The organism is Pedobacter caeni (assembly GCF_900129215.1).
GTDB classification, from domain to species: domain Bacteria; phylum Bacteroidota; class Bacteroidia; order Sphingobacteriales; family Sphingobacteriaceae; genus Pedobacter; species Pedobacter caeni.
This window is the reverse complement of record NZ_FQUQ01000004.1, coordinates 750393-771967: the sequence shown is the minus strand read 5'-3', so window position 1 is coordinate 771967 and position 21575 is coordinate 750393. Positions and strand designations below refer to the sequence as shown.

Genomic DNA, 21575 nt, shown 5'->3' with positions numbered 1-21575 from the left:
TGACAATGAGGCTGATATAGCCTGTAGGATCGCTTTTAAAAAGTATTAAACATGAAAAATTATATAAAATATATAGCATTGATAGTTCTGGTTATATCCGGAACCAGCTGTAAAAAGTATTTGGAAACAGCTCCGGATTTAAGGGCCACAGTGAATACTCCTGCCAAAGTTTCGGAACTGCTGGTAACGGCTTATCCTCATGCAAATTACCAGGTCTTCTGTGAAGCCATTAGTGATAACGCAGAAGATAAGGGAATAGAAGCAGGTGGTGGAGACCCACTCAACAGGGATCCCTGGTTTTTTGAGGATGTAAGAAGCCGCGATACTGATAGTCCGGATTTTTATTGGTATGGTTGTTATAAGGCAATAGCAGCCGCAAATCAGGCGCTTGAGGTGATTCGTAATGCTGATAACCCACAGGACTATGTCGGGCAAAAAGGAGAGGCTTTGGTCGCAAGAGCATATGCTCATTTTATGCTGGTTACCATTTTTTCAAAGGTATATGACCCTGCTACAGCAGGAGTTGATCCTGGAATTCCATATGTATTGGAACCGGAAAAAGAGGTTGTCAAAAAATACAGCCGTAAGACTGTTGCTGATGTGTATGAGCAGATAGAAAAGGACCTGGTTGAAGGTTTGCCTTTATTAAGTGTTGTCAATTATTCGGTCCCAAAATATCATTTTACCCCTGCGGCGGCACATGCTTTTGCGACCAGGTTTTATCTGTTCAAAAGGGATTATACAAAAGTAGTTGAGCATGCGAATCTTGTTTTTCCCGGCGGAGATATTACACCTAATTTACGCGATTTTGTAACCCCAACTTTCCGGAAGCTGGAGCCGGTGGCGATGAGCATGCTTTATAGTAATGCGACAAATCCTGCAAACATTCTTTTACAGGAGGCCGAGTCCTGGTGGGGACGGAATTTTGCCAGCTACCGGTATGCCTTGACCATCGGTCTGGTTAACAAAACGCTCTGGGCAAGCAATGTCTCAGGAGGAACATGGGCTTACGGAATTTATGGTCGGGAATTGACTTACAATCTGAGGAAATACAAAGAACATTTTGTCTATACCAATCAAGGTGGAGATACCGGAAATGGCTACAATATGATTCCATTGTTTTCTGCTGAAGAGGTGTTGTTCAACAGAGCAGAAGCCAATGCCCAGCTTGGCAATCAGACAGATGCCTTAAAGGACCTGAATGCTTTTGGAAGTAAACGGCTCTTTGTAAGTAGTGCAAATCCTGTGTATAGCGCAGCCGCACATGAGATCACAGTTGATAAAATAAATAATTTTTACAGTTCAAAGTCAATTAAGGAAGGCTTAATAAAAACAATTCTCGACTTTAAACGCGCTGAATTTATGTTTGAGGGCATCCGTTGGTTTGATATCCTGAGGCATAACCTGCCGGTAGTGCACACTACGGCTGACTTAACAAAAACCTATGTTTTGGGGCCAAATGATCCAAGACGGGTATTCCAAATCCCAAAAGAGGTAGAAATGGCTGGAATAGAGAGAAACCCGAGATAATTAATTCATAAAAAGATATATATGAAAAAGGAATTTTTAATACTGTTAATGTGTTTGATCATCACCACATTTACTGCCTGTAAAAAGGAGAAAACCAATCAGACTCCTATTTTAAGTCTGGGAGGGGAAACCTGGGCAAAAGGACCACTGGATGTTTACATTAAGGTCAATTTCACAGATCCGTATAATATTGAAGTAAAGTATAAATGGGATCCTTATGAAATAGCTTTCAATAAGAATATTGCACCTGTTAAAGAAGAAAATGTAATTCCTGCATTAGACGCTGTTAAAGAAATCTGGATGAAGACCTATGAAAAGGTTGCAGGGCAGGAATTTGTAAGGAAATTTACTCCCCGTCAGTTTGTGATGAGCGGTAGTGCTGAGTACAATACTGATGGTACCATCACTTTAGGAGAAGCGGAAGGAGGGAAAAGAATCGGGTTGGCGGTAATTAATAGCTATGACAGAAAAAATCTGGATGTATTGACACAAATGCTGCACACAGTTCATCATGAGTTCGCACATATCCTGCATCAGAATAAGCTATATCCCAGAGAATTTAAACAATTAAATCCGGAATGGTATACCGCAAGCTGGTTCAATACCAGTACTAAGGATGCAAATGCCCAGGGATTGGTCACTCCTTACTCCAAAGCAGCGGCGGATGAAGATTTCGTAGAGACCATATCCTTCTTGTTGGTTGAGGGTCAGGTAAAGTTTGATGCAATTGTTGCGGCAAATCCTGGTAATGCAGCTGACATTTTAAGAAGAAAAGAGAAAATTATAGTTGATTATTTTCAGAAATCCTATGGCATTGACTTCAGGGCATTACAAAGAGAAGTGAAAGCTGGCATTACGGTCATAATGAATTAACCATTCCAATTAAACCATCATGAAAAAAATTATATACTACAGCCTGATCCTTCTCGGATTAGCCGGCTGTAAAAAATCCAATATTGCTGCGGATCAGCGTCCCGATGAACGGTTGACGGATGCGATTGCAGTCTATCAAAAACAACTTGTTGCTTCGGAAAATGGCTGGATTGGCTACCTCTTTCCAAAAGGAGGAGGTTCTTATACTTTTAAGTTTAAGTTCGATGATAAAAATCGGGTGATCACTTATTCTGATATTGATAAGGATAAAGCTACGACAGGAAAAGAAAGCTCTTACCGGATAAAAGGTACACAATTGCCAGCCTTGTATTTTGATACTTACAGTTATCTGCATCTGCTTGCCGATCCGGATCCTAAAAGTGCCGGAGGCGCAGAGGGTAAGGGCTTTGTCTCTGATTTTGAATTTTCATTTTTAGCCTCAGGTGCGGATACCATAAAACTCCAGGGAAATTTAAACGGAAGTAACATGATTTTGGTCAGAGCTAAAGCAACAGAAGGAGATGACTATATCGATAAAGCCTTTACAAACAACAATTACCTGGCAACGATAGCTAATTTTAAATACTATTATAATAAACTGAGTATCGCCGGAAAGGAGTATAATGTTAGCCTGAATTCTGATAAACATACCATTAGCTTTTACTATGACCAATCGGGGTTCAAAAGCTTCACTACGGAGTATGGGATTACGGCGAATGGGCTGATTCTGAGAGTACCCTTTGTAGATGGGACAACTGTTGTTTCCGAGCTGAGTGGTTTTAATATTGATGTTGCCGCAGGGACTGCAGAATTTACTGCAGCAGGAACAAAACTGACAATGACTAATGGTGCCATTCCGTTAATTATTGATAAAGGAGCACCGACCCGAATGTTCGTGACTAAACAGCATACCTGGGTGAGTAAAAATGGATTTACCCTGGCTGGGGTAAAAGACGCACATGGTGTGAAGTCGATCAACGGATTTACTGAAATACAATATATTCCGAATTGGTTCAATGACCCTTTTGATATTGCCTGGTTTAAGTATAATGGTGGGAATAGGTATGGACCGATATTCAACACCCGCCTGGATCCGGATGGAAAAATGGTCTTTGTTAAATCCCCTTATGGTAATCAGGCTAACCCTTCGGGGAACAACCCTGGTGCTGCGGGAGTTGCCATTGTGAACAAATTTTATAACCAGTTCACGGAAGTTGGCGGGTATTATGCTTTTGAAACTGGTAAAAATACTTTTGACCTGGTTAGTGTTACCGACAGTAAGAATTGGATAAGATTTCAATAATCCTTCAAACTAAAAAGATGAAAAAGAATATTATATATATACTGATTGCTGTTTTTTTTATGGCATCCTGTAAAAAGGGGGAGCTTGCTCGGTTCCCTGTCGAAAAATCATTTACAGATGAAACCATCAAACTGAGCGATCTTCAGAAATTGGTAGCCTCAGGAACGGAAGGCTTTAAAATAAATGTGGAATCCACAACAGGAAATTCATACAGTGGTTATCTTAGGTTTAACGGAGCTAATGATGCAAAGTTTGTCCTGGATAATAATTTGGTTGCTGCTTCAACTCCGGTCGAAACCAAATATGCTTTCCGCTCGAAACAGACAAATGCTGTGCTTACTTTTGGTAAGAAAGGTGCCTTTACAGCCCTTGCCACTGCCTTGAAATTAGATAGTACTTATAGTTATAGATCTGCTAACAAGGATACAATAGTATTCCTGGGTGATGAACTTGGAACAAAGCTAAGCTTGATTAAAGCAGTCAAAAAAGATGCGGATGAATATCTGGCGGGAAATATGGGGAAAAGTATGAATGCCATTAAAAATTTAGGTGCTTTTAAAAGGTATTTTAAACGATTAACAATAGGAGCAAATGCATATGATCTGATGTTTAATGGGGAGACAAAGTTTTTAACCATCAACTACCTGAAAAATAATAGTTTTCAGACTTTCTCTAGTTACTACACTTACACCAATGCAGGGATTGACCTGGCAACCCCATTTGTAGATGGTGCTACTGTGATGACTTCTTTTAGTGATCTGCAGGTGGATTTAGCGGCCAATTCAGGTAAGCTGATGACTGCTGGTGTTGCAGGAATTATTACCAATGAAATCGCACCAGTTGCAAAGGACGGAACGGCAGCTAAGGCTTTTTTTAACAGTCCTCCAAACGGAGCGAGATGGTATTCTTATGAGGGTTTTACAGTAGAAGGCGTTCCTGATGCCTACGGCGTTAAAAACATCCCGGGATTTATAATGCTTATATTTTATCCAAAGGTTAATCCTGCCTATTCCAGATTGGGTTTTTGGGTGAATAATGCATATGGGAAGTATGGACCCGGACCAATAAATGAGTTTCCAGCTGACGGAACTATTAAATTTGTGGATGATGGTGATTTTGGTACAGCACCTCCAGCTATTTTGCCGATTGTTCGGAATACAACGAATAAATGGCAGGATACAAAGGGGTTTTATGTGATCAAAACCGGAAAAAATACCTGCGATTTGGTCAGTGTAACAGATGCTAAAGCCTGGATTAGCTGGGGACCTGAAAAATAAGCACTATTGCGTTATTTGAATAATGCAGTACGTCAACTTTATACTTTTAAAATATAAATTGCGGTTAAGAGTCATTTCTGCCGCAATTTATATTAATTTCTGTTTGCTTACTTCCCGTTCAGTACAGCAAAACGTGCTCCTATAAGTGTGATTTGAGCCTCACTAAGTTTAGATGTTTTCTTTAATACTTTTTGAAAAGCAGCGATTTCTTCTTTTGAAGCAGGACATCCCATATTTTCTCCGGGTGTATCCAAAGATGCCCCCTCAGGTCTGATCTGTGAATCGGCCAGTAACTTCCCATCTTTATCCAATATCAGGAAAAAGGGGATTCCGCTTTTATCACCACGAAAGTTTTTCATGAACTCAATTGCCCCGGGGTTTTCCAGATGCTTATTTTTATCATTCTCCATTACAGTGAGATGGCAGGTCACATAGCTATCGTCTAAAAGCTGCTTACAACTTGCATCATTCATTGCTTTATCCAGTTTATGACACCAGCCACACCAGGAAGCATGGAAGATTACAAATACTTTTTTATTTTCTTTAGCTGCTTGTTTATACGCTGTTTTAAGAATTATATCTGCGGATTTTGCAGATTCCTGTGCATAGCTTGTTGCGAAAAAAACAAGCGCACAAAGGGTTAGTAATAAGTGTTTGATTTTCATGTGAGGTCTTTTTTTATCTAATTTAGTTAAATTTTTATAGTTAATAGGCTAGCTTTGGCAATGAATAAATATAAATACAATAATGAATGAAAGAATAATCAGAGCTTTAAGTGATGAGCAAACCATCACCGTTTACCAGGCTTACCGCAGGGACATAGCGGAAACTGCAGTAGCAGCTCAGACCTTTATCTCTCCTCCTTTTAAGAAGGAAAGAATGACCTGGATAAAACCATCTTTTCTCTGGATGATGTATCGTTCGGGCTGGGCCACTAAGGAACATCAGGAGCATATCCTGGCTGTTAAAATTAAAAGATCAGGATTTGAATGGGCATTGGAGAATGCATGTTTATCCCATTTTGAAGCCGGGATACACACTTCCCATGAGGATTGGAAAGAGAAACTTTCTGCATCACCGGTAAGGGTACAATGGGATCCCGAAAAGGATATTTTCCTGAATGCTTTGGCATATCGATCTATTCAGATAGGCCTTTCCAGTATCGCAGTAGACAAGTATTGTGAAGACTGGATTGTGCAAATTGAGGACATCACTGAATATTCTAAAAGTATTCATCAGCTGATTAAAGCGCATAAAGTTGATGAAGCTGAAAAATTATTACCCAAGGAGCAGATTTATGCTTTGCCTGATTCAATTGCCCTGAATGTGAAGTCAAGTTGAACAATTATCACACCTAGTCGCACTTAAGACTCTCCCTTTTTATTGCATTAAATAGAGCGAGGTTTTATTGACGTTCTTATTTTTTACGGTTTCTAAGTGAGAGATTGGCATTTTCTTTTATAATCTCGTCATCAACCTGCGCAAGTAAGGATAGTTTTTCCCAGGCTTCCGGAGTGTTTATGGTGATCAGGGCCCAAATAGATTTCTTTCCAATGGACCTGAAATCATCATAATCTCTGAAATCTAGAGCAGCTTCGTACAAGCTATCAACGGCTTTAGGGTCTTTTGTTAATTCTAATACCTCAATGATATCTTCAATCAAAATGTGCCAATCGGCATTTAATACGGACAACAATAAGTCAGTATAATCCTTATCTGCACCATCTAAATAAGCAACGCCTAACGTACAGGCCAAACTTATGCTGTCTTTTTCGTTTATGTTTTTAGCGAGCAAGGGAATTATTTTTGCTTTGTTTCTTTTCTCGCCAGGGTTAGGATAGATATCCAGATAGTTGTCAAAATAGTTGGTTCTGGTAAATAGACCGGCATAGTAGCTGTCGAAATCAAATGTCATTCGTTAATTTATTATATTATAATTATGCATCCAAGAGTTAAATATATTTGTATTTGCCCCATTTTTCATGTTAAATTGAACAGGTAAATCATGCCCATCATGATCTAAATTTCATGTTGAATAGGCTTTTCTTAGTGATGCAAATAATTTTATTTTTTTAATTTATGCTCAGATGGATCTATTAAATTCCTCGTCGCGTCAGCCAATTACTTTATAGCCTATTTGTTTACATTTAATCATAAAATCCGAATACTTGTTTTCATGTAGGTCGGAATTTCCATATATCAATGGAAAGAAATCAAAGGTAATAATTTCATTGTTACTTGTTAAAAGAGCAGAATTTATTGATGTACTGGATTGGTTCTGTTTTTCAACAAAACGAACTGATATTACATCAGAAAAAAAAATCTTAATCGTTTCAAATTCGTAATCATTTAATTTATTCATGCATTTAATGACCGCCTCTAAATTTTTAGAAGTGGTATTGTATAACATTTCCAGAACTAATGAATCTGAAAAGTTTTCATATTTATTAATTATTTCATTTAACATCTTTTGAAGTTTTATGGACCAATGAGAGTAAGTAACCTAACCATTCAGCTACGCTTTATTTCGATGACCTTTCCAATAGCAATTTCATTTGGAAATGTCCCCATTCTAAACTCAGTGCCTTTTTGTATTCTGCTTAACAATAAACCTATATCCCCTAATTTTATTTCAAGAATTTCATGTTTTCCAAGGTCGATAATTTTGTTATTGATTTGGATTTCAGAAAAAGTAGATGCTTTGTCGCCAGGAAGCCAAAAAGACATCCTGATAGAATTTCCAATGGGAAAACTGAAGCTGTTCTTTGCTGTTTCCAGGAAAATAATTTCTGCGATTAAACTTAATCTTTCCATTTTAATAGCGAATTTGTTTGATTTCAATGACTGAGCTGGAGATAATGGCACTGCTGCTAAGTTATTCCTTGATAAAGGAATCAAATGAAGATCTAAATTCTTCTTCAAGTCCCTGAGCTATAGCAAAGCCTCCTGAAGTAATCAGTTTAAAGTTTCCCGATTTATCGATAATACTCGTTATGGTCTCGCCGAATTCTTTATTGATCTCAGTAACAATCGATACATTTGAGTTTTTTAACGCAAATTGTCCCTCAATAGAAGTACAACTGATACCAACTATAAATACAGCTTCAGGATTGCCTGGTACCGTTAATTTTAATGCCATGCGTAGCAGGCTGGTACTAAACATAAACACTTGCAGAGTAGCTCCGATATATAAACTCAACAGCTCATTAGCTTCTTTTATATCACTTATTATTCTCATTTTATCAAGGTGTAAAGCTATCTGACAGCTGGGGTTAGATCGTAGTCCTATTCTAGTGTGCTAAAATAGAAATTCAAATAAATAGAATGATGACAGAGTTATAAATGATAAATTTCCTTCCCTTCTTCATAGGTTTTTCCCCAGTCGCAAAGGCTGCTTAAAATAGGAATCAGCGCTAACCCTTTACTTGTCAGTATGTATTCAATTCCGGTAGGCACCGTATCCGGAAGGATGCGCTTTACAATAATTGCATGGGTTTCCAATTCTTTTAACTGCCTCCCAAGTACCTGTTCTGAGAGATTGGGTAATTCTTTCCTGATCAGGTTAAACCTGTTATTTCCCAGAGAGATTGAATAAATAATCTGTGCCTTCCAGCGACCACTGATTACATTCAAAGCAGAGTTTAATTCACAGGTTTGAAACAGGAATTTTTCATTGATGGCATTTGTAGATGCTTCTTTTCTCATATCAGTAGTATAGATCACTAACAATTCTGTTCGTTATTGTGGCCGATGAGATTGTTATGGAACTTTGCCATACAAAATTAATAAAAATGAAGAGTTTACTGACATACCTATTCTTTTTTCTGATGATCACAACCGAGCTAAATGCCAGCCAGCAATTGATGGTAAAAACAAAATATTTAAATCAGCCGGTTCCGGTGTTGGTATTTAAACCCGATAATTATAATGCAAAAAAACTGGTTCCCCTGGTTTACCTGCTTCATGGTTACAGTGAGAATTATCAGCAATGGTCAAATACAATTGATGTTCAGGAGATGGCCAATCAATACCAGATGATCATTGTATGCCCTGATGGTTTTGTATCTTATTACCTGAATAGCCCCGGTGATGCCCATTCTCAATATGAAGATTTTTTCTTTAAAGACCTGGTGCCATTAATTCATGATTCCTTTAATATAGACCGGAAGAACATCTTCATCAGTGGTCTGAGTATGGGAGGCTATGGTGCACTCCGGTATTTTATACAGCATCCGGACTACTTCAATACTGCAGGTTCTACCAGTGGTGCCCTATATCCGGACTACTCTTTTTACCAGAAGGTAAGTCGCCAGTTCTGGTCAAATGACCGCTTAACTGACGACCTTAGAAGAGTGATCGGAGATCCTGAAAAGACAAGTTGGAATGCCTTTAGTATTGTTGATCTGCTGAAGAAACATTCCGAATTTAAACGGCCCTTTATTTTTGACTGCGGAACAGCAGATATCCTGTATAAAAACACGACACAGTTAAAATCTGTTGCAGACAGTCTGAATATTCCTGTTACCTTCCTTTCTCAGCCTGGCGATCATAACACTGAATATTGGAGCAAATCTATTCAGCATCATTTTGTTTATTTTAAACAGGCAATGCTGCCTTCTGATGCAGATTACTGATATTGATAAGGAATTGGAATCAATACATATCCACTGCCTGCTGACCAGATATGTCCTATTCCAGGAAAGGAGATATGGTCGCTGGCAATCCAGTATCCTTGTTCAGCAGCTTCTGCAAATGCTTTTTTGCGCTGTGCTACTGCCGCTACCGGATCTATGTCAAAAGTAATGGCAACTTCCGGGTTTGGAAACTGGACTTCAGCAACATGCATGATATCTCCCCAAAACATCATTTTTTCTCCTTTGTTCTCTAACAAAAAGAAGCTGTGGCCTGGAGTATGACCTGGTGTGGCTATTGGTTTTATCCCAGGGAAGAGGTCCTTGTCGTAATTAAAAGTAACCACTTTACCCGCTTTCAGATAAGGGCCTACTTTTAGCTGGGCTTCATCAAAATAGGGAGCCAGCCTTTTTGCTGCTTTTTCCTTCTGACCTTTCCCCAGCCAGAAATCCACTTCAGGTTTACTGATGTAAATTTTGGCGTTGGGGAAAACCATTTTATTCCCATCCATCAGTCCGCCGGTATGATCGGTATGGATATGGGTAATCAGGACCGCATCAATGTCCTCAGGCTGATAGCCGGCAGCGCGGATACTATTGGGAAGGAAACCTAATGATGGTCCATAAAGCTCACTGGTTCCCGCATCAACAAGAATGAGTTTTGAACCCGTATCAATAAGATAGGCATTGACGGATGCCTCGTTTTTGCGGACATAGTTTTTAGCCATTAATTTGCTGATCTGCTCTTTCGAAATGTTCAGCAGGATATCCTCAGCAGGGAGTGGAAGTGTTCCATCTGATAAAGCTATGATTTGATAATCTCCAAATTTCATCCGGTAATAACCTGCCTGTGCTTTTTCCGCTTTTTTGATCGTTTGTGCCATTAGTGTCTGACTAAACAGCAGTGCAATGAGCAGGCTTTTAAGTAAGTGTTTCATATGTTTTGTTTAAAAAAATAAATGGACATCCGGGAAATGAATGTGCTGCAAAACTAGAGCTGGGCCAGATTTCTTACAAGTACGTACTTACGAATCATATAGGGGGAAATTTACCCCAATTGGCTGATCCGGGTTTCATGGAAAGAATAATTTGTATTTTTGAACCAGTAAAATTAGGCTTATGTACGAGAGGAAAATTCCAAAAAAACTAGACTGTGGGATAGCTGTGATCATGGAGGTTATCGGAGGTAAATGGAAAAGCTGTTTGATTTATAACATCAACAGCGGGCTGAGAAGACCGGGAGAATTACAAAAGCAGAATCCGGATGCAAGCAGAAGAGTATTGAATCAGCAATTAAAAGAATTGGAAGAACACAAGATCGTCCGCCGTGTCATATATGCAGAATTGCCCCCCAGAGTAGAATACTTTCTGACGGAGTTCGGAGAATCATTACTCCCTGTGGTCCGTTCAATGGAAAAATGGGGCGATGAAAATAAAGAACTGGTGATTGATCTGCTGGAGTAAGTAACGATCAAAACTTTAAATCCATTTGATTGTTGTATTCCCACATTAACCTTTAGACTATGCCGGAATTACCAGATTTAGAAGTCTTCAGCACAAACCTTGATGAGCGCCTCGCAGGAAAAAAACTGAGTACTGTACAAATACCTTATGATAAAAAGTTAAACGTTTCCGGTGATGAACTCAGAGCTGTGCTCTCAGGACAGAAACTCAAATCAGTGAGCCGTTCGGGTAAGGAACTACATTTCAATTTTGAAAAAGGAGATGTATTGGCCTTGCACCTCATGCTGCGTGGACAGCTTCATTTTTTTGAAGAAAGCCATGTGATCAAATCTCCCGTCATTGAACTCTTTTTTGAAGGTGGAACAGGACTGGTGATGTCTGATTTTCAAAAGATTGCAACACCAACTTTAAATCCTTCCGCTGCCGAAGCTCCGGATGCCCTGGATAAAAGCCTGAACGTAGATTTCATTAGCAAAGCGTTCAAAGGAAAAAAGGCGGGGGTAAAGGCGATCCTATTAGATCAAAACAAGATTCGGGGAATTGGAAATGCTTATGCAGATGAGATCTTATGGAAAGCTGGTATTTCTCCCTTTTCAATTGCAGGAAAAATCCCTGAGAAGAAATTGAAAGACTTACATCAGGCGATAAATGAGGTATTGAAGGATGCGATCGCGCAGATCAGAAAAGTGCATCCGGGAAGCATTACAGGTGAGTTCAGGGATTTCCTTAAAGTTCATACGCAGAAACATCCTGAAAGCCCCACAGGTGCAGAAATTATCATCCAAAAAACAGGCGCAAGAAAGACGTATTATACAGAAGAACAGGAACTTTTTAGCTGATCCGGGCAATTAATGATAAAGGGCAGCGTTTTTGTGGGATGAAGACTGCCATGAAAAAATTACTGTTTGTTCCACTGTTCATACTGGTTTGCGTTTTTTCAAACTGCAAGAAATCCAATTCTTCCACTGAGGAAGGAAATCCCTCCAATCCGGCGAAAGATCCTGTTGGTACAAACCTGAATAATACACTGATGTTACAGGCTGTGAATGCAGTTAGGGTAACAGGATGTGATTGTAGTGGAGAAAAGATGCCTCCTGTCCCTGCCTTGACCTGGAATGATCAGCTTGCGCTTGCAGCAAAACTACATACAGAAGATATGGTAAAGAATAATTTCTTTGACCACAAGAGCAGTGATGGGAAATCACCTGGCGACCGCATAAAAGCGGCAGGTTATACTTATCGGTTTTATGCGGAAAATATAGCCATGATCAATACGGATGAACAAAAGGTGGTCGCTTACTGGCTGACCAGTCAGGGGCATTGCAAGAACATTATGGATGTGCGTGCAAAAGAAATAGGTGTTGCCCGGGTAAATAATTCCTGGACAATGGATCTGGCCGCTAAATTGTAATCCCCAAGCTTCCTTTTGCAGGAATAATCACTTATAGGAATACCTCACTGGTTTATAAAAATAACCCCGTTCGTGCAATCTTTGAAGAAAAGATAAATGAATGGGGTTTTTATATGCTTCTAAATATTTATTTGTATATAAATACTAAATATAAAATTAGTATTTCTTTTTTGTTAGCACACGTTTTGTGTTTTTAATTGTGCAATTAACTATTTTTCAATTGATTGAATGATTTCTGTGTAAATTCTTATCCAAAATTATATTTTAAAAGTTTAGCATTACTTAACATTGTTTTTACAATAACTCTTTTATATTTGTATAAATACTAAACATAAGTCTAGCCAAATTAAACTTTTGAACATATGAAAACTTTCTACACAGTAAAAAGAGCATGCTTGCTGGCCATGTTAGTCTGGCTGCTGGCTTTGAGCGCGACTTACGCACAAAGCACCGTTACCGGAACGGTGACCGATGAAAACAACCAACCCATGCCTGGGGTATCTATCAGGATAAAAGGTAAAAGTGGCGGGGGAACCACCAATACCGACGGGAAATTTAGTTTGGTAGTACCGGCCAATGCAACCTTAGTATTTAGTTTTATCGGCTATCAGCCAAAAGAGATTACTCCTGGCACACAAGCCCAGGTCAATGTGAAGCTGGAACCTGACCAGGCCAACTTAAATGAAGTGGTGGTTACAGCCCTGGGAATTAAAAAAGAAAAAAAGCGATTGGGTTATGCGATTCAGGAAGTGAAAGGAGATGCTTTACAGAAAGCAATTTCCCCAAATGTGGTGGAGTCTCTGACAGGGAAAGTCGCCGGCCTTACGGTAACCAATAGCAGTGATTTCTTTTCTGATCCCAAATTGTATTTAAGGGGGAAAAAACCTTTAATCGTGATCGATGGTGTACCAAGCACCACCACAGATATGTGGAATATCAGCTCTGATGATATTGAAAACATTTCGGTTTTAAAAGGAGCCGCAGCTTCTGCTTTATATGGTTCCTTAGGATTGAATGGTGCGGTGCAAATCAGTCTCAAAAGCAGCAGCAATGCCGCTAATGGAACCACCATGTCGGTTAATTCTTCTACCACTTTTCAGGGTGGATTCATCAGAATCCCTAAGGCGCAAACACAATATGGTCCGGGTGATGCAGGTAAGTATGCTTTTGGCACCGGTGGTCCTGGTGGTGGTGGAGTAAATGACTTCGATTATTCTGTCTGGGGGCCTAAGTTTGATGGCCGCTTATTGCCTCAGTATGATTCTCCTATTGATGCTTCAACAGGAAAAAGAATCCCTACACCATGGCTGTCCAGAGGAGAAGATAACCTGGGTAATTTTATGGAAACCGGACTGGTCAGCTCCACTAACTTCTCAGTGCAAAGCAGAGGTGAAAGTGGTGGAGTCACACTGTCTGATACTTATAAATATTCAAAAGCATCCGTACCTGGTGCCAAATTGAACATCAATACCTTCCGGTTAAATGGGAATTTGAAATTATCAGATAAGTTATCGGTGGACGGATCATTGCAACATACTTATGAGTATGCGAGTAACCTGCCCAGAAATAATTACGGGCCGCATTCTCCTATCTATAACCTGAGCATCTGGGGTGGCGCTCATTTTGACATCAGGGATTTTAAAGATTATTGGGTTCCGGGCAAAGAAGGGATTAAACAACGCTTTGTTGAGAACTGGAGGTACAACAATCCATATATGCTGGCCAACGAATGGAAAAGACCTTATACTAAAAATGACGTCCTGGGATTCGTAAAATTTAATTATAAAATCAATGATAAATTTGATGCCCATGTCAGGACCAGCTTAAATACTTATTCATTGATCAAAGATGAAGAGATCTCTATGGATATTTATGACTATGATATCTCCGATCGTGGTGGCAGATACAGACACAATGATTTTGGAATGCTGGAGTCAAATACGGACTTCCTCATTAAATACCATGATAACTTTTTTAGTGATAACTTAAACATTAATGCAACACTGGGCGGAAACCAACTCTATAAAAGCAATAGAGAGGCACATGCCGCTACAAGTAAACTAATTGTTCCCGGAATCTTTAAACTGGACAATTCTGCAGAGAAGATTTTACCTAAAAGCTATAAGGACGAAAAAGGAATTTACAGTGCTTATTCCTCTATTGATCTGGCCTATAAAAACAGGATCTTCCTGGGGATGACCGGAAGGGTGGACAAATCTTCAACTTTACCCGCGAAAAATTCTACTTTCTTTTATCCTTCCTTGTCTTTAAGTGCAGTGGTTAGTGATATGCTTCATTTACCGAAAGCGATTAATTTTCTGAAAGTAAGGGCTGCTTACGCGAAAGTGGGGAGTGATAAGATTGGTGAAGATGATGATGATTACGATGTCTATAATGCCGTGAATTCTTATGCTACTGGTACCCGGAACAGAAATCTGCCTATTGCTTCCTATCCGAGTATCATTGACAATCCAAACCTGAAACCAGAGTTCAACACTACCTATGAATATGGAGTGGAAGCGAGATTTCTGGACGATAGATTAGGTTTTGACTTCTCTTATTACCGCAATACTTATGGCCCTCAGATCTTTACGCAGATCTTTTCTCAAACCTCAGGTTATACCGGAATCAGGTTGAATGGAAGAACAACACAAAGGAGAGGTTATGATTTCTCTGTCAATGCCACCCCTGTTAGAACGGACAACTTCTCCTGGTTAGCGCTGATCAACGTGGACGGAGGTAAAGATTACCTGAAATCATTGCCACCACTTGCCGACGGAACCCCGCAATTAAAAGAAGGAAGAACGCCTGTTGGCGGCCGTCTGGATAATTATTGGTATTCGGAATGGGAAAAATCTCCGGATGGACAATTGATTATGAATGATGATGGATTACCTAGAGTTACCGATTATGATGTGAATATAGGAAATCAAAAAACCAGTTTCTCTGTGAGTATGAACAATACATTCAGCTATAAAAATATCTCGCTTTCCTTTTTAGTGGACGGCAGATTTGGTGGGATTACCTACGATAGATTTGAAAGAGATCTTTGGAGATCTGGTTCTCATCCTGATGCCATTGGACCCGAAAGAGAACTCTCGAACATTGCTTATGCGAATGGGACTGATCCTAAAACAATGCTCATCTCAGGGCTGAAAATTGTAAGCGGAGAGGCGAAATATGATCCAGATGGAAATATGCTTTCAGATACGAGAGTGTTTGCTCCAAATGATTATAAAGTTGATTATCAAACCTGGGCGAAAGAATATAAAGCAGCATGGCAAAATAATGTGATTGATAAAACCTTTATCAAGTTAAGAGAAGTAATACTGACCTATAATGTTCCTGCGACATTCCTGAAAAATAAATTTCTAAGAGGGGCTTCATTATCCCTGGTAGGCCGCAATTTGTATTACTGGACCAAAGATAAAACTTTTGGTGACCTGGATACTTACAGCATGACTACCGGTGATACCGACCTGCAGCAGCCTGCGCAAAGAACATATGGTTTCAATATCAACCTTAAATTTTAATACAAATGAAAACTATGCATAAAGTGCTTTGTCTATGGTTACTGGCGGTAACGACAAGCAGTTGTTTAAAATATGATGAGTTAAGAGAAAATCCGAATAACCCATCTTCTGTGGCTCCAAGTTTATTGTTTAGTGGGGTAACTCCGGCTCCGGTAAGTGCGTTTTCAGATGCTTATCAGAATCCGCAGTACCATACTTTCGCAACCGCAGATTCCAGTCCATTAAATTATAAATATGGAGGAGGAACTTTCTATTATGGAGCCAAGGAAGCTGCAAATAGTCCTTTGAGAAATATAGAAAAAATGATCGGGGAAGCAGGAAAGGCAAACACACCTGTTTATGTGATCCTTGCTAAATTTTTAAAAGCCTATTACTACAGCACCATGACCAGGCAGATGGGAGACATTCCATTATCAGAAGCGATGCAGGGGGAGAAATTTCCAAAGCCCAAATACGATCCGCAAAAGTCGGTGTTTATTCAGTGCTTAAAATGGCTGGACGAATCTAATAGTGAGCTTTCCGCCTATATTGCAGCAACTCCGGGAGCTTCGGTTGATGGAGACATTTATTTTAACGGGGATCTTAAAAAATGGCAAAAAGCAATTAATGCCTATACCCTCAGGATGCTCATTCTTTTGAGTAAAAAAGAAGGTGATGCTGACCTTAATGTAAAAGGCCGCTTTCAGAATATCATTCAAAATCCGGCGAAATATCCTTTATTTGGCAGCTTAAGCGATAATATGCAGCTTGTCCATAGGGATGAGGATGGATTCAGAGGAACATACAATCCAAATTCCGGTATTTTAAGAGAGGGGGTTTTATATGTAGATACTTACATTGATCTGCTTAAAAAATACCTTGATCCTAGATTGCAAATCGTAGCCGATCCTACACCGAATGCGCTGGCGGCAAACCCGACAAATGAAACTGCCGTAAGAGCCGACTTTGCTTCTTATGCCGGGGCCAGTGCGGCAGTTACCGCGATTGCAAACAACCTCAGGAAAAACAATGGAGAACTTTCCAAACCCAATGAGAAGAGATTTTGGAATTTCGTAGGGCAGCCTTCTATTTTACTGGGCTACTCAGAGCAGGAGTTGAATATTGCTGAAGCCGCACAAAGAGGCTGGATCACGGAGAATGCAAAGACACATTATGACAATGGAGTAACGGCATCTATGGCCTTTTACAATGCGCCGATTGGAGACTACCTCACAACCAAGGCGCCCTATATCGGAGGTGCGGATGGATTGAAACGCATTCATGAGCAAATGTATCTTTCCCTGGCGGAAAATTCGGGAGCTGAAGCATGGTTCCAGCAGCGACGTACAGGAGTACCTGAATTTAAATTTTCAGGAGTGAATAGTGTCACCAAACTTCCGGTAAGGTGGGCTTACCCATCTGCCGAAAACACAGAAAATACAGAAAGCTACAGGGCTGCTTTACGTGCTCAGTTTGGAACTGAAATAGACGACAGAGATCAGATCATGTGGCTGTTAAAATAAAAAGTTAAGTTAGGTTAGTACGTTTGGGTTAGGGCCGTTTGGTCACGGTCCTTCCCTTATTTAATGAAACTATAATCGTAAATTAAAATATAATCATCAGTATAAAATAAAATAGAAATGAACAATATCTCAACAACTCCTTTTTCAGTCAACGGTATAGATTATAACCCACCGGCAAAACCAATTGTCGTAATCTGTATGGACGGTTCTGCAGATGAATATCTGGATATGACCATGGCCCATGACCGGATGCCGAACCTTAAAAAAATGGTGTTACAAGGTTACAGAGGAATGGTCCGTGGTGCTTTACCTTCTTTTACCAATGTCAACAATTCTTCGATCGTTACCGGGGTTAGTCCGGCGGTCCATGGAATTTGTGGAAACTTCTTTTATGATGTAAAAAAGGATCAGGAAGTGATGATGAATTCATCCGAATATCTGAGAACAGAAACTTTATTGGCAGCAGCAGCAAATGCCGGTCGTAAAGTAGCAGTAGTAACAGCCAAAGAAAAATTGCGCGATATTCTTTCTTATCAGTTGAAAGGGATTGCTTTTTCTGCGGAAAAAGCGGATCAGGCTAAACTGGAAACGCATGGTATCGAAAATGCGGAAACCATAATCGGACATAAAACTCCGGCCATTTATAGTGCTGAAGCCAGTTTATTCGTGTTGCGTGCAGGTGTGGCATTGATTAAAAATGGTATGGCCGATTTCTTATACCTGTCGCTGACCGATTATATGCAGCATACCTATGCCCCGGATACAGAAGAGTCCCTGGCTTTTTATGAAGCACAGGATGTGGAGCTGGGCAAAATGCTGGAAATGGGTGCGGTCATTGGTGCTACGGCTGATCATGGAATGAATGCCAAAGTAAAAGCGGATGGATCACCAAATGTCTTGTTTATTGAAAGCATGCTTACCACACAATTTGGCCCTGGTTTCCGTGTGATCTGCCCGATTACGGATCCTTATGTGAAACACCATGGTGCCCTGGGTTCCTATGTTTTGGTATACGTCAATAATGATTCAAATATTGATGAAGTAGAGCAATGGCTTGCAGCACAACCTGGTATCACAGAAGTATACAACAAAGAAAAAGGTTGCCGTTTGCTGGAACAACCTGCAGACAGAACCGGTGATCTTTTTGTTTTATCTGCACGTGATGTGGTGGTTGGAAAAACTCCTGCTGATCATGATCTGAAAGCCCTGGATGGAACATTGCGTTCTCATGGTGGAAGGTACGAAGAAATGGTCCCGCTGGTGATTTCTCATCGCCTCAATGCGAAATACAAAATGAGAGCACAGGGTGATCCCCGTAATTTCGATGTATTTGACTTTACCGTAAATGGTACTCATTAATTTTTTAGCGGATACAAATTGCAGGGTGGGCTGTAATACATTTTTAAATTAAGCACATGAAAGAAGAATTAACTGCCACTGAAAATATAATTAAGTTAGCCTCCCTTGTTGCGGCCAAACCGGTTTCTTCCCAAAAGCAACTGGCGGTACATAGCCCATATGACGGACGGTTGGTCGGCACAGTCGAAATGGCCGGCGAGTCAGACACGCGGAATGCAATCACTACTGCTTTAAGGGGCGGAGTGGTCTTGAGCCGCTATGAAAGGTATCGCATTCTGGATGGTGCAAGGGTATTACTGTTGCAAAGAAAGGAGGCTTTTGCCCAACTGATTACTGCGGAATCGGGCTTGTGTATCAGGGAAGCCCATTATGAAATCGGAAGAGCACATGATGTATTGTTATTTGCATCCATAGAATGCCTGAAAGATGATGGACAAATTTACTCCTGCGACATCTCCCCGAATGGAAAACAACGTAAGATATTCACGCTCCGTGAGCCTTTAAAACTTGCAGTGGCCATTACCCCCTTTAATCATCCGCTAAACCAGGTGGCACATAAAATAGCTCCGGCTTTAGCTGCCGGAACTCCGGTGATCTTAAAACCTTCCGAAAAAACACCTTTAACGGCGATCCGGTTTGTGGAATTGTTATACGAAGCAGGTTTGCCGGAATACATGCTGAGTGTATTGCTTGGAGAAACAAAAGAAGTAGCCGAAGTACTGGTTCAGGCACCGGAAGTAGATCTGATATCCTTTACAGGAAGTGTTGCTGTAGGAAAAAGAATCGCAGCTACCGCAGGTTATAAAAAAGTAATCCTGGAACTGGGTGGCAATGATCCCCTGATCATCCTGGAGGATGCAGATCTTGAACTTGCAGTTACCCTCGCAGCGGAAGGCGCCTATCGCAATTCCGGTCAGCGCTGCACAGCAGTGAAGCGAATCCTGGTTCAGGAAAGCATTGCCGAAACATTTACAAAACGTTTTGTAGAAAAAACAAAAGAATACCTCTGCGGAGATCCCGCAGACCCTGAAACCAGGGTGGGGACAGTGATCGACGAAGCTTCGGCCATTTATCTGGAAGAGGTGGTAGCCAAAGCCGTTGCTGAAGGGGCAAAAGTCCTGTTTGGTGGCAAACGGAATGGTGCATTACTGGAGCCAACAGTCATTGTCGATGTGCCAAGAACTACACAGATGGTAGTTCAGGAGTCCTTTGGACCTTTAGCTCCAATCCTGACTTTCAGTGATATTGACGATGCGATTGCTTTATCTAATTCCACTGCTTTCGGACTGTCATCAGGTGTGGTGACCAATAATATGGACCATGCCATCCGTTTTGTGAAAGAACTGAAAGTAGGAACAGTAAACATTAATGAAGTGCCTGGTTACCGGATAGAAAATTCTCCATTTGGCGGAATCAAAGATTCAGGACTTGGCATCAAAGAAGGAGTGGTGGAAGCGATCAAATGCTTCTCCTATGTGAAAACATTTTCTATGCCCTGGTAAAAAGATGATGAAAACACCAATGTATGATTTAATAGTGGTAGGCTCCGGCGTGCTCGGGACCTTTCACGCAATACATGCTGCCCGTATGGGGAAAAAGGTGCTGCTGACTGAAAAAGATCAGTATCCTGTGAATGCTACGGTCAGAAATTTTGGTCAGGTTGTGCCTTCGGGGATGGCTTCCGATTGGTTTCCCTACGCTTTACGAGCCACTGAGCTTTATAAGGAAATTCAGCAGGAGTCTGACATCAGTGTCCGTAATAACGGAACACTTTATATCCCATCAGATCAGGAAGAATTACAACTGATTCTGGAGCTGAAAACAAAAATGGATGAAGCAGATTATCCATCCTTATTGTTGTCAGCTACAGACTGCCTGGCTAAATATCCTTCCCTGAAAAAGGAATATTGCAAAGGCGGACTATTCTTTCCACAGGAAGTTAGTGTGGAGCCAGACCAGATGATTCACCGTGTGATTTCCTGGGCGACCCGGAAATATCCGAATCTCAGCTACAAACCTGCCACTGCTGTGGTGGAATGTCAGGTTTCCGGTGATCGGGTAATCATGGTTAGCGCTGCCGGGGAAACCATGCAGGCAGAAAAAGTAGTGATCTGCAATGGAGGAGAATTTAAACTGCTTTTTGCCGACCTGTTTAAGGAAAGTGGCATCAGCCTTTGTAAACTTCAGATGATGAAAACCATCCCTATGCCGGAAGTGAAGCTCGAAGGAAATATCCTTACCGGCTTATCCATCAGAAGGTATGAATCTTTTCAGGAATGCCTTTCCTTTAAAAAACTGAGCAATCCGGCAGATCAGGAAGAACTGAGAAAATGGGGCATCCATATTCTGTTTAAAAAGGGGATAGACGGATCCATTATTATCGGGGATTCTCATGAATATGCTGAGGTTAACCATACCGATGATCTTGGCTTCAAAATCAACCATCAACTGAATCAACTCATGATCAATGAAGCACAGCGCATCGTGAATTTTGATGTTCATAAAATTTCGGAAAGCTGGGCAGGTTTTTACCCGCAGCATAAGACTAAACCAATTGTAGAATATGATATCGACGAGAGGATACACATCCGAACGGCAATAGGCGGAAAGGGTATGACCTCCGCGGCAGGTTATGCCGAAGCCAGCATTAAAAAAATATACCATTAACCAACAAGACCTTTACTAACCAAAC

General features: G+C 40.5%; 21 protein-coding genes. 14 read left to right on the top strand and 7 right to left on the bottom strand.

Annotated features, from left to right (window positions below; translation table 11 throughout):
• The first annotated feature begins 51 nt into the window (after positions 1-51).
• The 4 genes from BUC20_RS22775 to BUC20_RS22760 are packed head-to-tail and all read left to right on the top strand — an operon-like array spanning position 52 to position 4983.
• Positions 52-1530 carry a RagB/SusD family nutrient uptake outer membrane protein gene (locus BUC20_RS22775; RefSeq protein WP_073233417.1) on the top strand — a complete coding sequence of 493 codons (1479 nt, stop codon included), beginning with the start codon at positions 52-54 and terminating at the stop codon, positions 1528-1530.
• 21 nt (positions 1531-1551) lie between these two features.
• Complete coding sequence (locus BUC20_RS22770) at positions 1552-2403, top strand: zinc-binding metallopeptidase (RefSeq protein WP_073233415.1); 852 nt, start codon at positions 1552-1554, stop codon at positions 2401-2403.
• A gap of 19 nt (positions 2404-2422) precedes the next feature.
• A complete protein-coding gene (locus BUC20_RS22765) occupies positions 2423-3706 on the top strand; it encodes a DUF4302 domain-containing protein (RefSeq protein WP_073233413.1) in 1284 nt (427 codons plus the stop codon).
• Positions 3707-3723: 17 nt separating this feature from the next.
• The gene (locus tag BUC20_RS22760) at positions 3724-4983 is read left to right on the top strand and encodes a DUF4302 domain-containing protein (RefSeq protein ID WP_143166883.1); all 1260 of its coding nucleotides are present in this window, start codon (positions 3724-3726) and stop codon (positions 4981-4983) included.
• A gap of 107 nt (positions 4984-5090) precedes the next feature.
• On the opposite strand, the gene BUC20_RS22755 is transcribed toward BUC20_RS22760, so the two are convergent.
• On the bottom strand, positions 5091-5648 hold the full coding sequence (locus tag BUC20_RS22755; RefSeq protein ID WP_073233409.1) for a thioredoxin family protein: 558 nt from the start codon (positions 5646-5648) through the stop codon (positions 5091-5093).
• 82 nt (positions 5649-5730) lie between these two features.
• Between BUC20_RS22755 and BUC20_RS22750 the strand changes: the two genes are divergently transcribed.
• Positions 5731-6324, top strand: coding sequence for a DUF4291 domain-containing protein (locus tag BUC20_RS22750; protein WP_073233407.1), 594 nt, complete (start codon positions 5731-5733; stop codon positions 6322-6324).
• Positions 6325-6400: 76 nt separating this feature from the next.
• On the opposite strand, the gene BUC20_RS22745 is transcribed toward BUC20_RS22750, so the two are convergent.
• From BUC20_RS22745 to BUC20_RS22725, 5 genes are all read right to left on the bottom strand, one after another.
• Positions 6401-6898 carry a type 2 periplasmic-binding domain-containing protein gene (locus BUC20_RS22745; RefSeq protein WP_073233405.1) on the bottom strand — a complete coding sequence of 166 codons (498 nt, stop codon included), beginning with the start codon at positions 6896-6898 and terminating at the stop codon, positions 6401-6403.
• Positions 6899-7096: 198 nt separating this feature from the next.
• Positions 7097-7450 (bottom strand): hypothetical protein, encoded by a 354-nt coding sequence (locus BUC20_RS22740; protein ID WP_073233403.1) that lies wholly within the window; start codon positions 7448-7450, stop codon positions 7097-7099.
• Between the two features lie 44 nt (positions 7451-7494).
• Positions 7495-7905, bottom strand: coding sequence for a hypothetical protein (locus BUC20_RS22735; RefSeq protein WP_143166882.1), 411 nt, complete (start codon positions 7903-7905; stop codon positions 7495-7497).
• Positions 7859-8221, bottom strand: a complete 363-nt coding sequence (locus BUC20_RS22730) for a hypothetical protein (RefSeq protein WP_073233399.1) — start codon at positions 8219-8221, stop codon at positions 7859-7861. The genes BUC20_RS22735 and BUC20_RS22730 overlap by 47 nt, the downstream gene beginning before the upstream one ends.
• Before the next feature lie 98 nt (positions 8222-8319).
• Entirely contained in the window at positions 8320-8688 is a 369-nt protein-coding gene (locus BUC20_RS22725) for a winged helix-turn-helix transcriptional regulator (protein ID WP_073233397.1), read from the bottom strand.
• An 86-nt stretch (positions 8689-8774) separates the two neighbouring features.
• Between BUC20_RS22725 and BUC20_RS22720 the strand changes: the two genes are divergently transcribed.
• Positions 8775-9617 carry an alpha/beta hydrolase gene (locus BUC20_RS22720; RefSeq protein WP_073233395.1) on the top strand — a complete coding sequence of 281 codons (843 nt, stop codon included), beginning with the start codon at positions 8775-8777 and terminating at the stop codon, positions 9615-9617.
• Here BUC20_RS22720 and BUC20_RS22715 read toward each other — a convergent pair.
• Positions 9611-10552: an MBL fold metallo-hydrolase gene (locus BUC20_RS22715; RefSeq protein WP_073233393.1), complete on the bottom strand. Its 942-nt coding sequence runs from the start codon at positions 10550-10552 to the stop codon at positions 9611-9613. The two genes, BUC20_RS22720 and BUC20_RS22715, sit on opposite strands and share 7 nt — an antisense overlap.
• Before the next feature lie 181 nt (positions 10553-10733).
• Here BUC20_RS22715 and BUC20_RS22710 point away from each other — a divergent pair, with 181 nt between their 5' ends.
• The 8 genes from BUC20_RS22710 to BUC20_RS22675 all read left to right on the top strand — a co-directional run bounded on the left by BUC20_RS22710 (position 10734) and on the right by BUC20_RS22675 (position 21550).
• On the top strand, positions 10734-11078 hold the full coding sequence (locus tag BUC20_RS22710; protein WP_073233391.1) for a winged helix-turn-helix transcriptional regulator: 345 nt from the start codon (positions 10734-10736) through the stop codon (positions 11076-11078).
• A gap of 59 nt (positions 11079-11137) precedes the next feature.
• Complete coding sequence (locus tag BUC20_RS22705) at positions 11138-11917, top strand: Fpg/Nei family DNA glycosylase (protein WP_073233389.1); 780 nt, start codon at positions 11138-11140, stop codon at positions 11915-11917.
• A 50-nt stretch (positions 11918-11967) separates the two neighbouring features.
• A complete protein-coding gene (locus BUC20_RS22700) occupies positions 11968-12489 on the top strand; it encodes a CAP domain-containing protein (RefSeq protein ID WP_073234014.1) in 522 nt (173 codons plus the stop codon).
• 362 nt (positions 12490-12851) lie between these two features.
• Positions 12852-16022, top strand: a complete 3171-nt coding sequence (locus BUC20_RS22695) for a SusC/RagA family TonB-linked outer membrane protein (RefSeq protein WP_084529178.1) — start codon at positions 12852-12854, stop codon at positions 16020-16022.
• A 5-nt stretch (positions 16023-16027) separates the two neighbouring features.
• Positions 16028-17524: a SusD/RagB family nutrient-binding outer membrane lipoprotein gene (locus BUC20_RS22690; RefSeq protein ID WP_073233387.1), complete on the top strand. Its 1497-nt coding sequence runs from the start codon at positions 16028-16030 to the stop codon at positions 17522-17524.
• Between the two features lie 117 nt (positions 17525-17641).
• Positions 17642-18883, top strand: a complete 1242-nt coding sequence (gene phnA / locus BUC20_RS22685) for a phosphonoacetate hydrolase (protein WP_084529176.1) — start codon at positions 17642-17644, stop codon at positions 18881-18883.
• 56 nt (positions 18884-18939) lie between these two features.
• Positions 18940-20385 carry a phosphonoacetaldehyde dehydrogenase gene (phnY, locus tag BUC20_RS22680; RefSeq protein WP_073233385.1) on the top strand — a complete coding sequence of 482 codons (1446 nt, stop codon included), beginning with the start codon at positions 18940-18942 and terminating at the stop codon, positions 20383-20385.
• Positions 20386-20389: 4 nt separating this feature from the next.
• Positions 20390-21550 (top strand): TIGR03364 family FAD-dependent oxidoreductase, encoded by a 1161-nt coding sequence (locus tag BUC20_RS22675; protein WP_234994577.1) that lies wholly within the window; start codon positions 20390-20392, stop codon positions 21548-21550.
• The last annotated feature ends 25 nt before the right edge of the window (positions 21551-21575 follow it).

Excerpts from the sequence above, each read along its gene's own strand:
- BUC20_RS22775 (WP_073233417.1), top strand. The coding sequence starts at position 52 with ATGAAAAATTATATAAAATATATAGCATTGATAGTTCTGGTTATATCC.
- BUC20_RS22770 (WP_073233415.1), top strand. The coding sequence starts at position 1,552 with ATGAAAAAGGAATTTTTAATACTGTTAATGTGTTTGATCATCACCACA.
- BUC20_RS22765 (WP_073233413.1), top strand. The coding sequence starts at position 2,423 with ATGAAAAAAATTATATACTACAGCCTGATCCTTCTCGGATTAGCCGGC.
- BUC20_RS22760 (WP_143166883.1), top strand. The coding sequence starts at position 3,724 with ATGAAAAAGAATATTATATATATACTGATTGCTGTTTTTTTTATGGCA.
- BUC20_RS22755 (WP_073233409.1), bottom strand. The coding sequence starts at position 5,648 with ATGAAAATCAAACACTTATTACTAACCCTTTGTGCGCTTGTTTTTTTC.
- BUC20_RS22750 (WP_073233407.1), top strand. The coding sequence starts at position 5,731 with ATGAATGAAAGAATAATCAGAGCTTTAAGTGATGAGCAAACCATCACC.
- BUC20_RS22745 (WP_073233405.1), bottom strand. The coding sequence starts at position 6,898 with ATGACATTTGATTTCGACAGCTACTATGCCGGTCTATTTACCAGAACC.
- BUC20_RS22740 (WP_073233403.1), bottom strand. The coding sequence starts at position 7,450 with ATGTTAAATGAAATAATTAATAAATATGAAAACTTTTCAGATTCATTA.
- BUC20_RS22730 (WP_073233399.1), bottom strand. The coding sequence starts at position 8,221 with ATGAGAATAATAAGTGATATAAAAGAAGCTAATGAGCTGTTGAGTTTA.
- BUC20_RS22725 (WP_073233397.1), bottom strand. The coding sequence starts at position 8,688 with ATGAGAAAAGAAGCATCTACAAATGCCATCAATGAAAAATTCCTGTTT.
- BUC20_RS22720 (WP_073233395.1), top strand. The coding sequence starts at position 8,775 with ATGAAGAGTTTACTGACATACCTATTCTTTTTTCTGATGATCACAACC.
- BUC20_RS22715 (WP_073233393.1), bottom strand. The coding sequence starts at position 10,552 with ATGAAACACTTACTTAAAAGCCTGCTCATTGCACTGCTGTTTAGTCAG.
- BUC20_RS22710 (WP_073233391.1), top strand. The coding sequence starts at position 10,734 with ATGTACGAGAGGAAAATTCCAAAAAAACTAGACTGTGGGATAGCTGTG.
- BUC20_RS22705 (WP_073233389.1), top strand. The coding sequence starts at position 11,138 with ATGCCGGAATTACCAGATTTAGAAGTCTTCAGCACAAACCTTGATGAG.
- BUC20_RS22700 (WP_073234014.1), top strand. The coding sequence starts at position 11,968 with ATGAAAAAATTACTGTTTGTTCCACTGTTCATACTGGTTTGCGTTTTT.
- BUC20_RS22695 (WP_084529178.1), top strand. The coding sequence starts at position 12,852 with ATGAAAACTTTCTACACAGTAAAAAGAGCATGCTTGCTGGCCATGTTA.
- BUC20_RS22690 (WP_073233387.1), top strand. The coding sequence starts at position 16,028 with ATGAAAACTATGCATAAAGTGCTTTGTCTATGGTTACTGGCGGTAACG.
- phnA (WP_084529176.1), top strand. The coding sequence starts at position 17,642 with ATGAACAATATCTCAACAACTCCTTTTTCAGTCAACGGTATAGATTAT.
- phnY (WP_073233385.1), top strand. The coding sequence starts at position 18,940 with ATGAAAGAAGAATTAACTGCCACTGAAAATATAATTAAGTTAGCCTCC.
- BUC20_RS22675 (WP_234994577.1), top strand. The coding sequence starts at position 20,390 with ATGATGAAAACACCAATGTATGATTTAATAGTGGTAGGCTCCGGCGTG.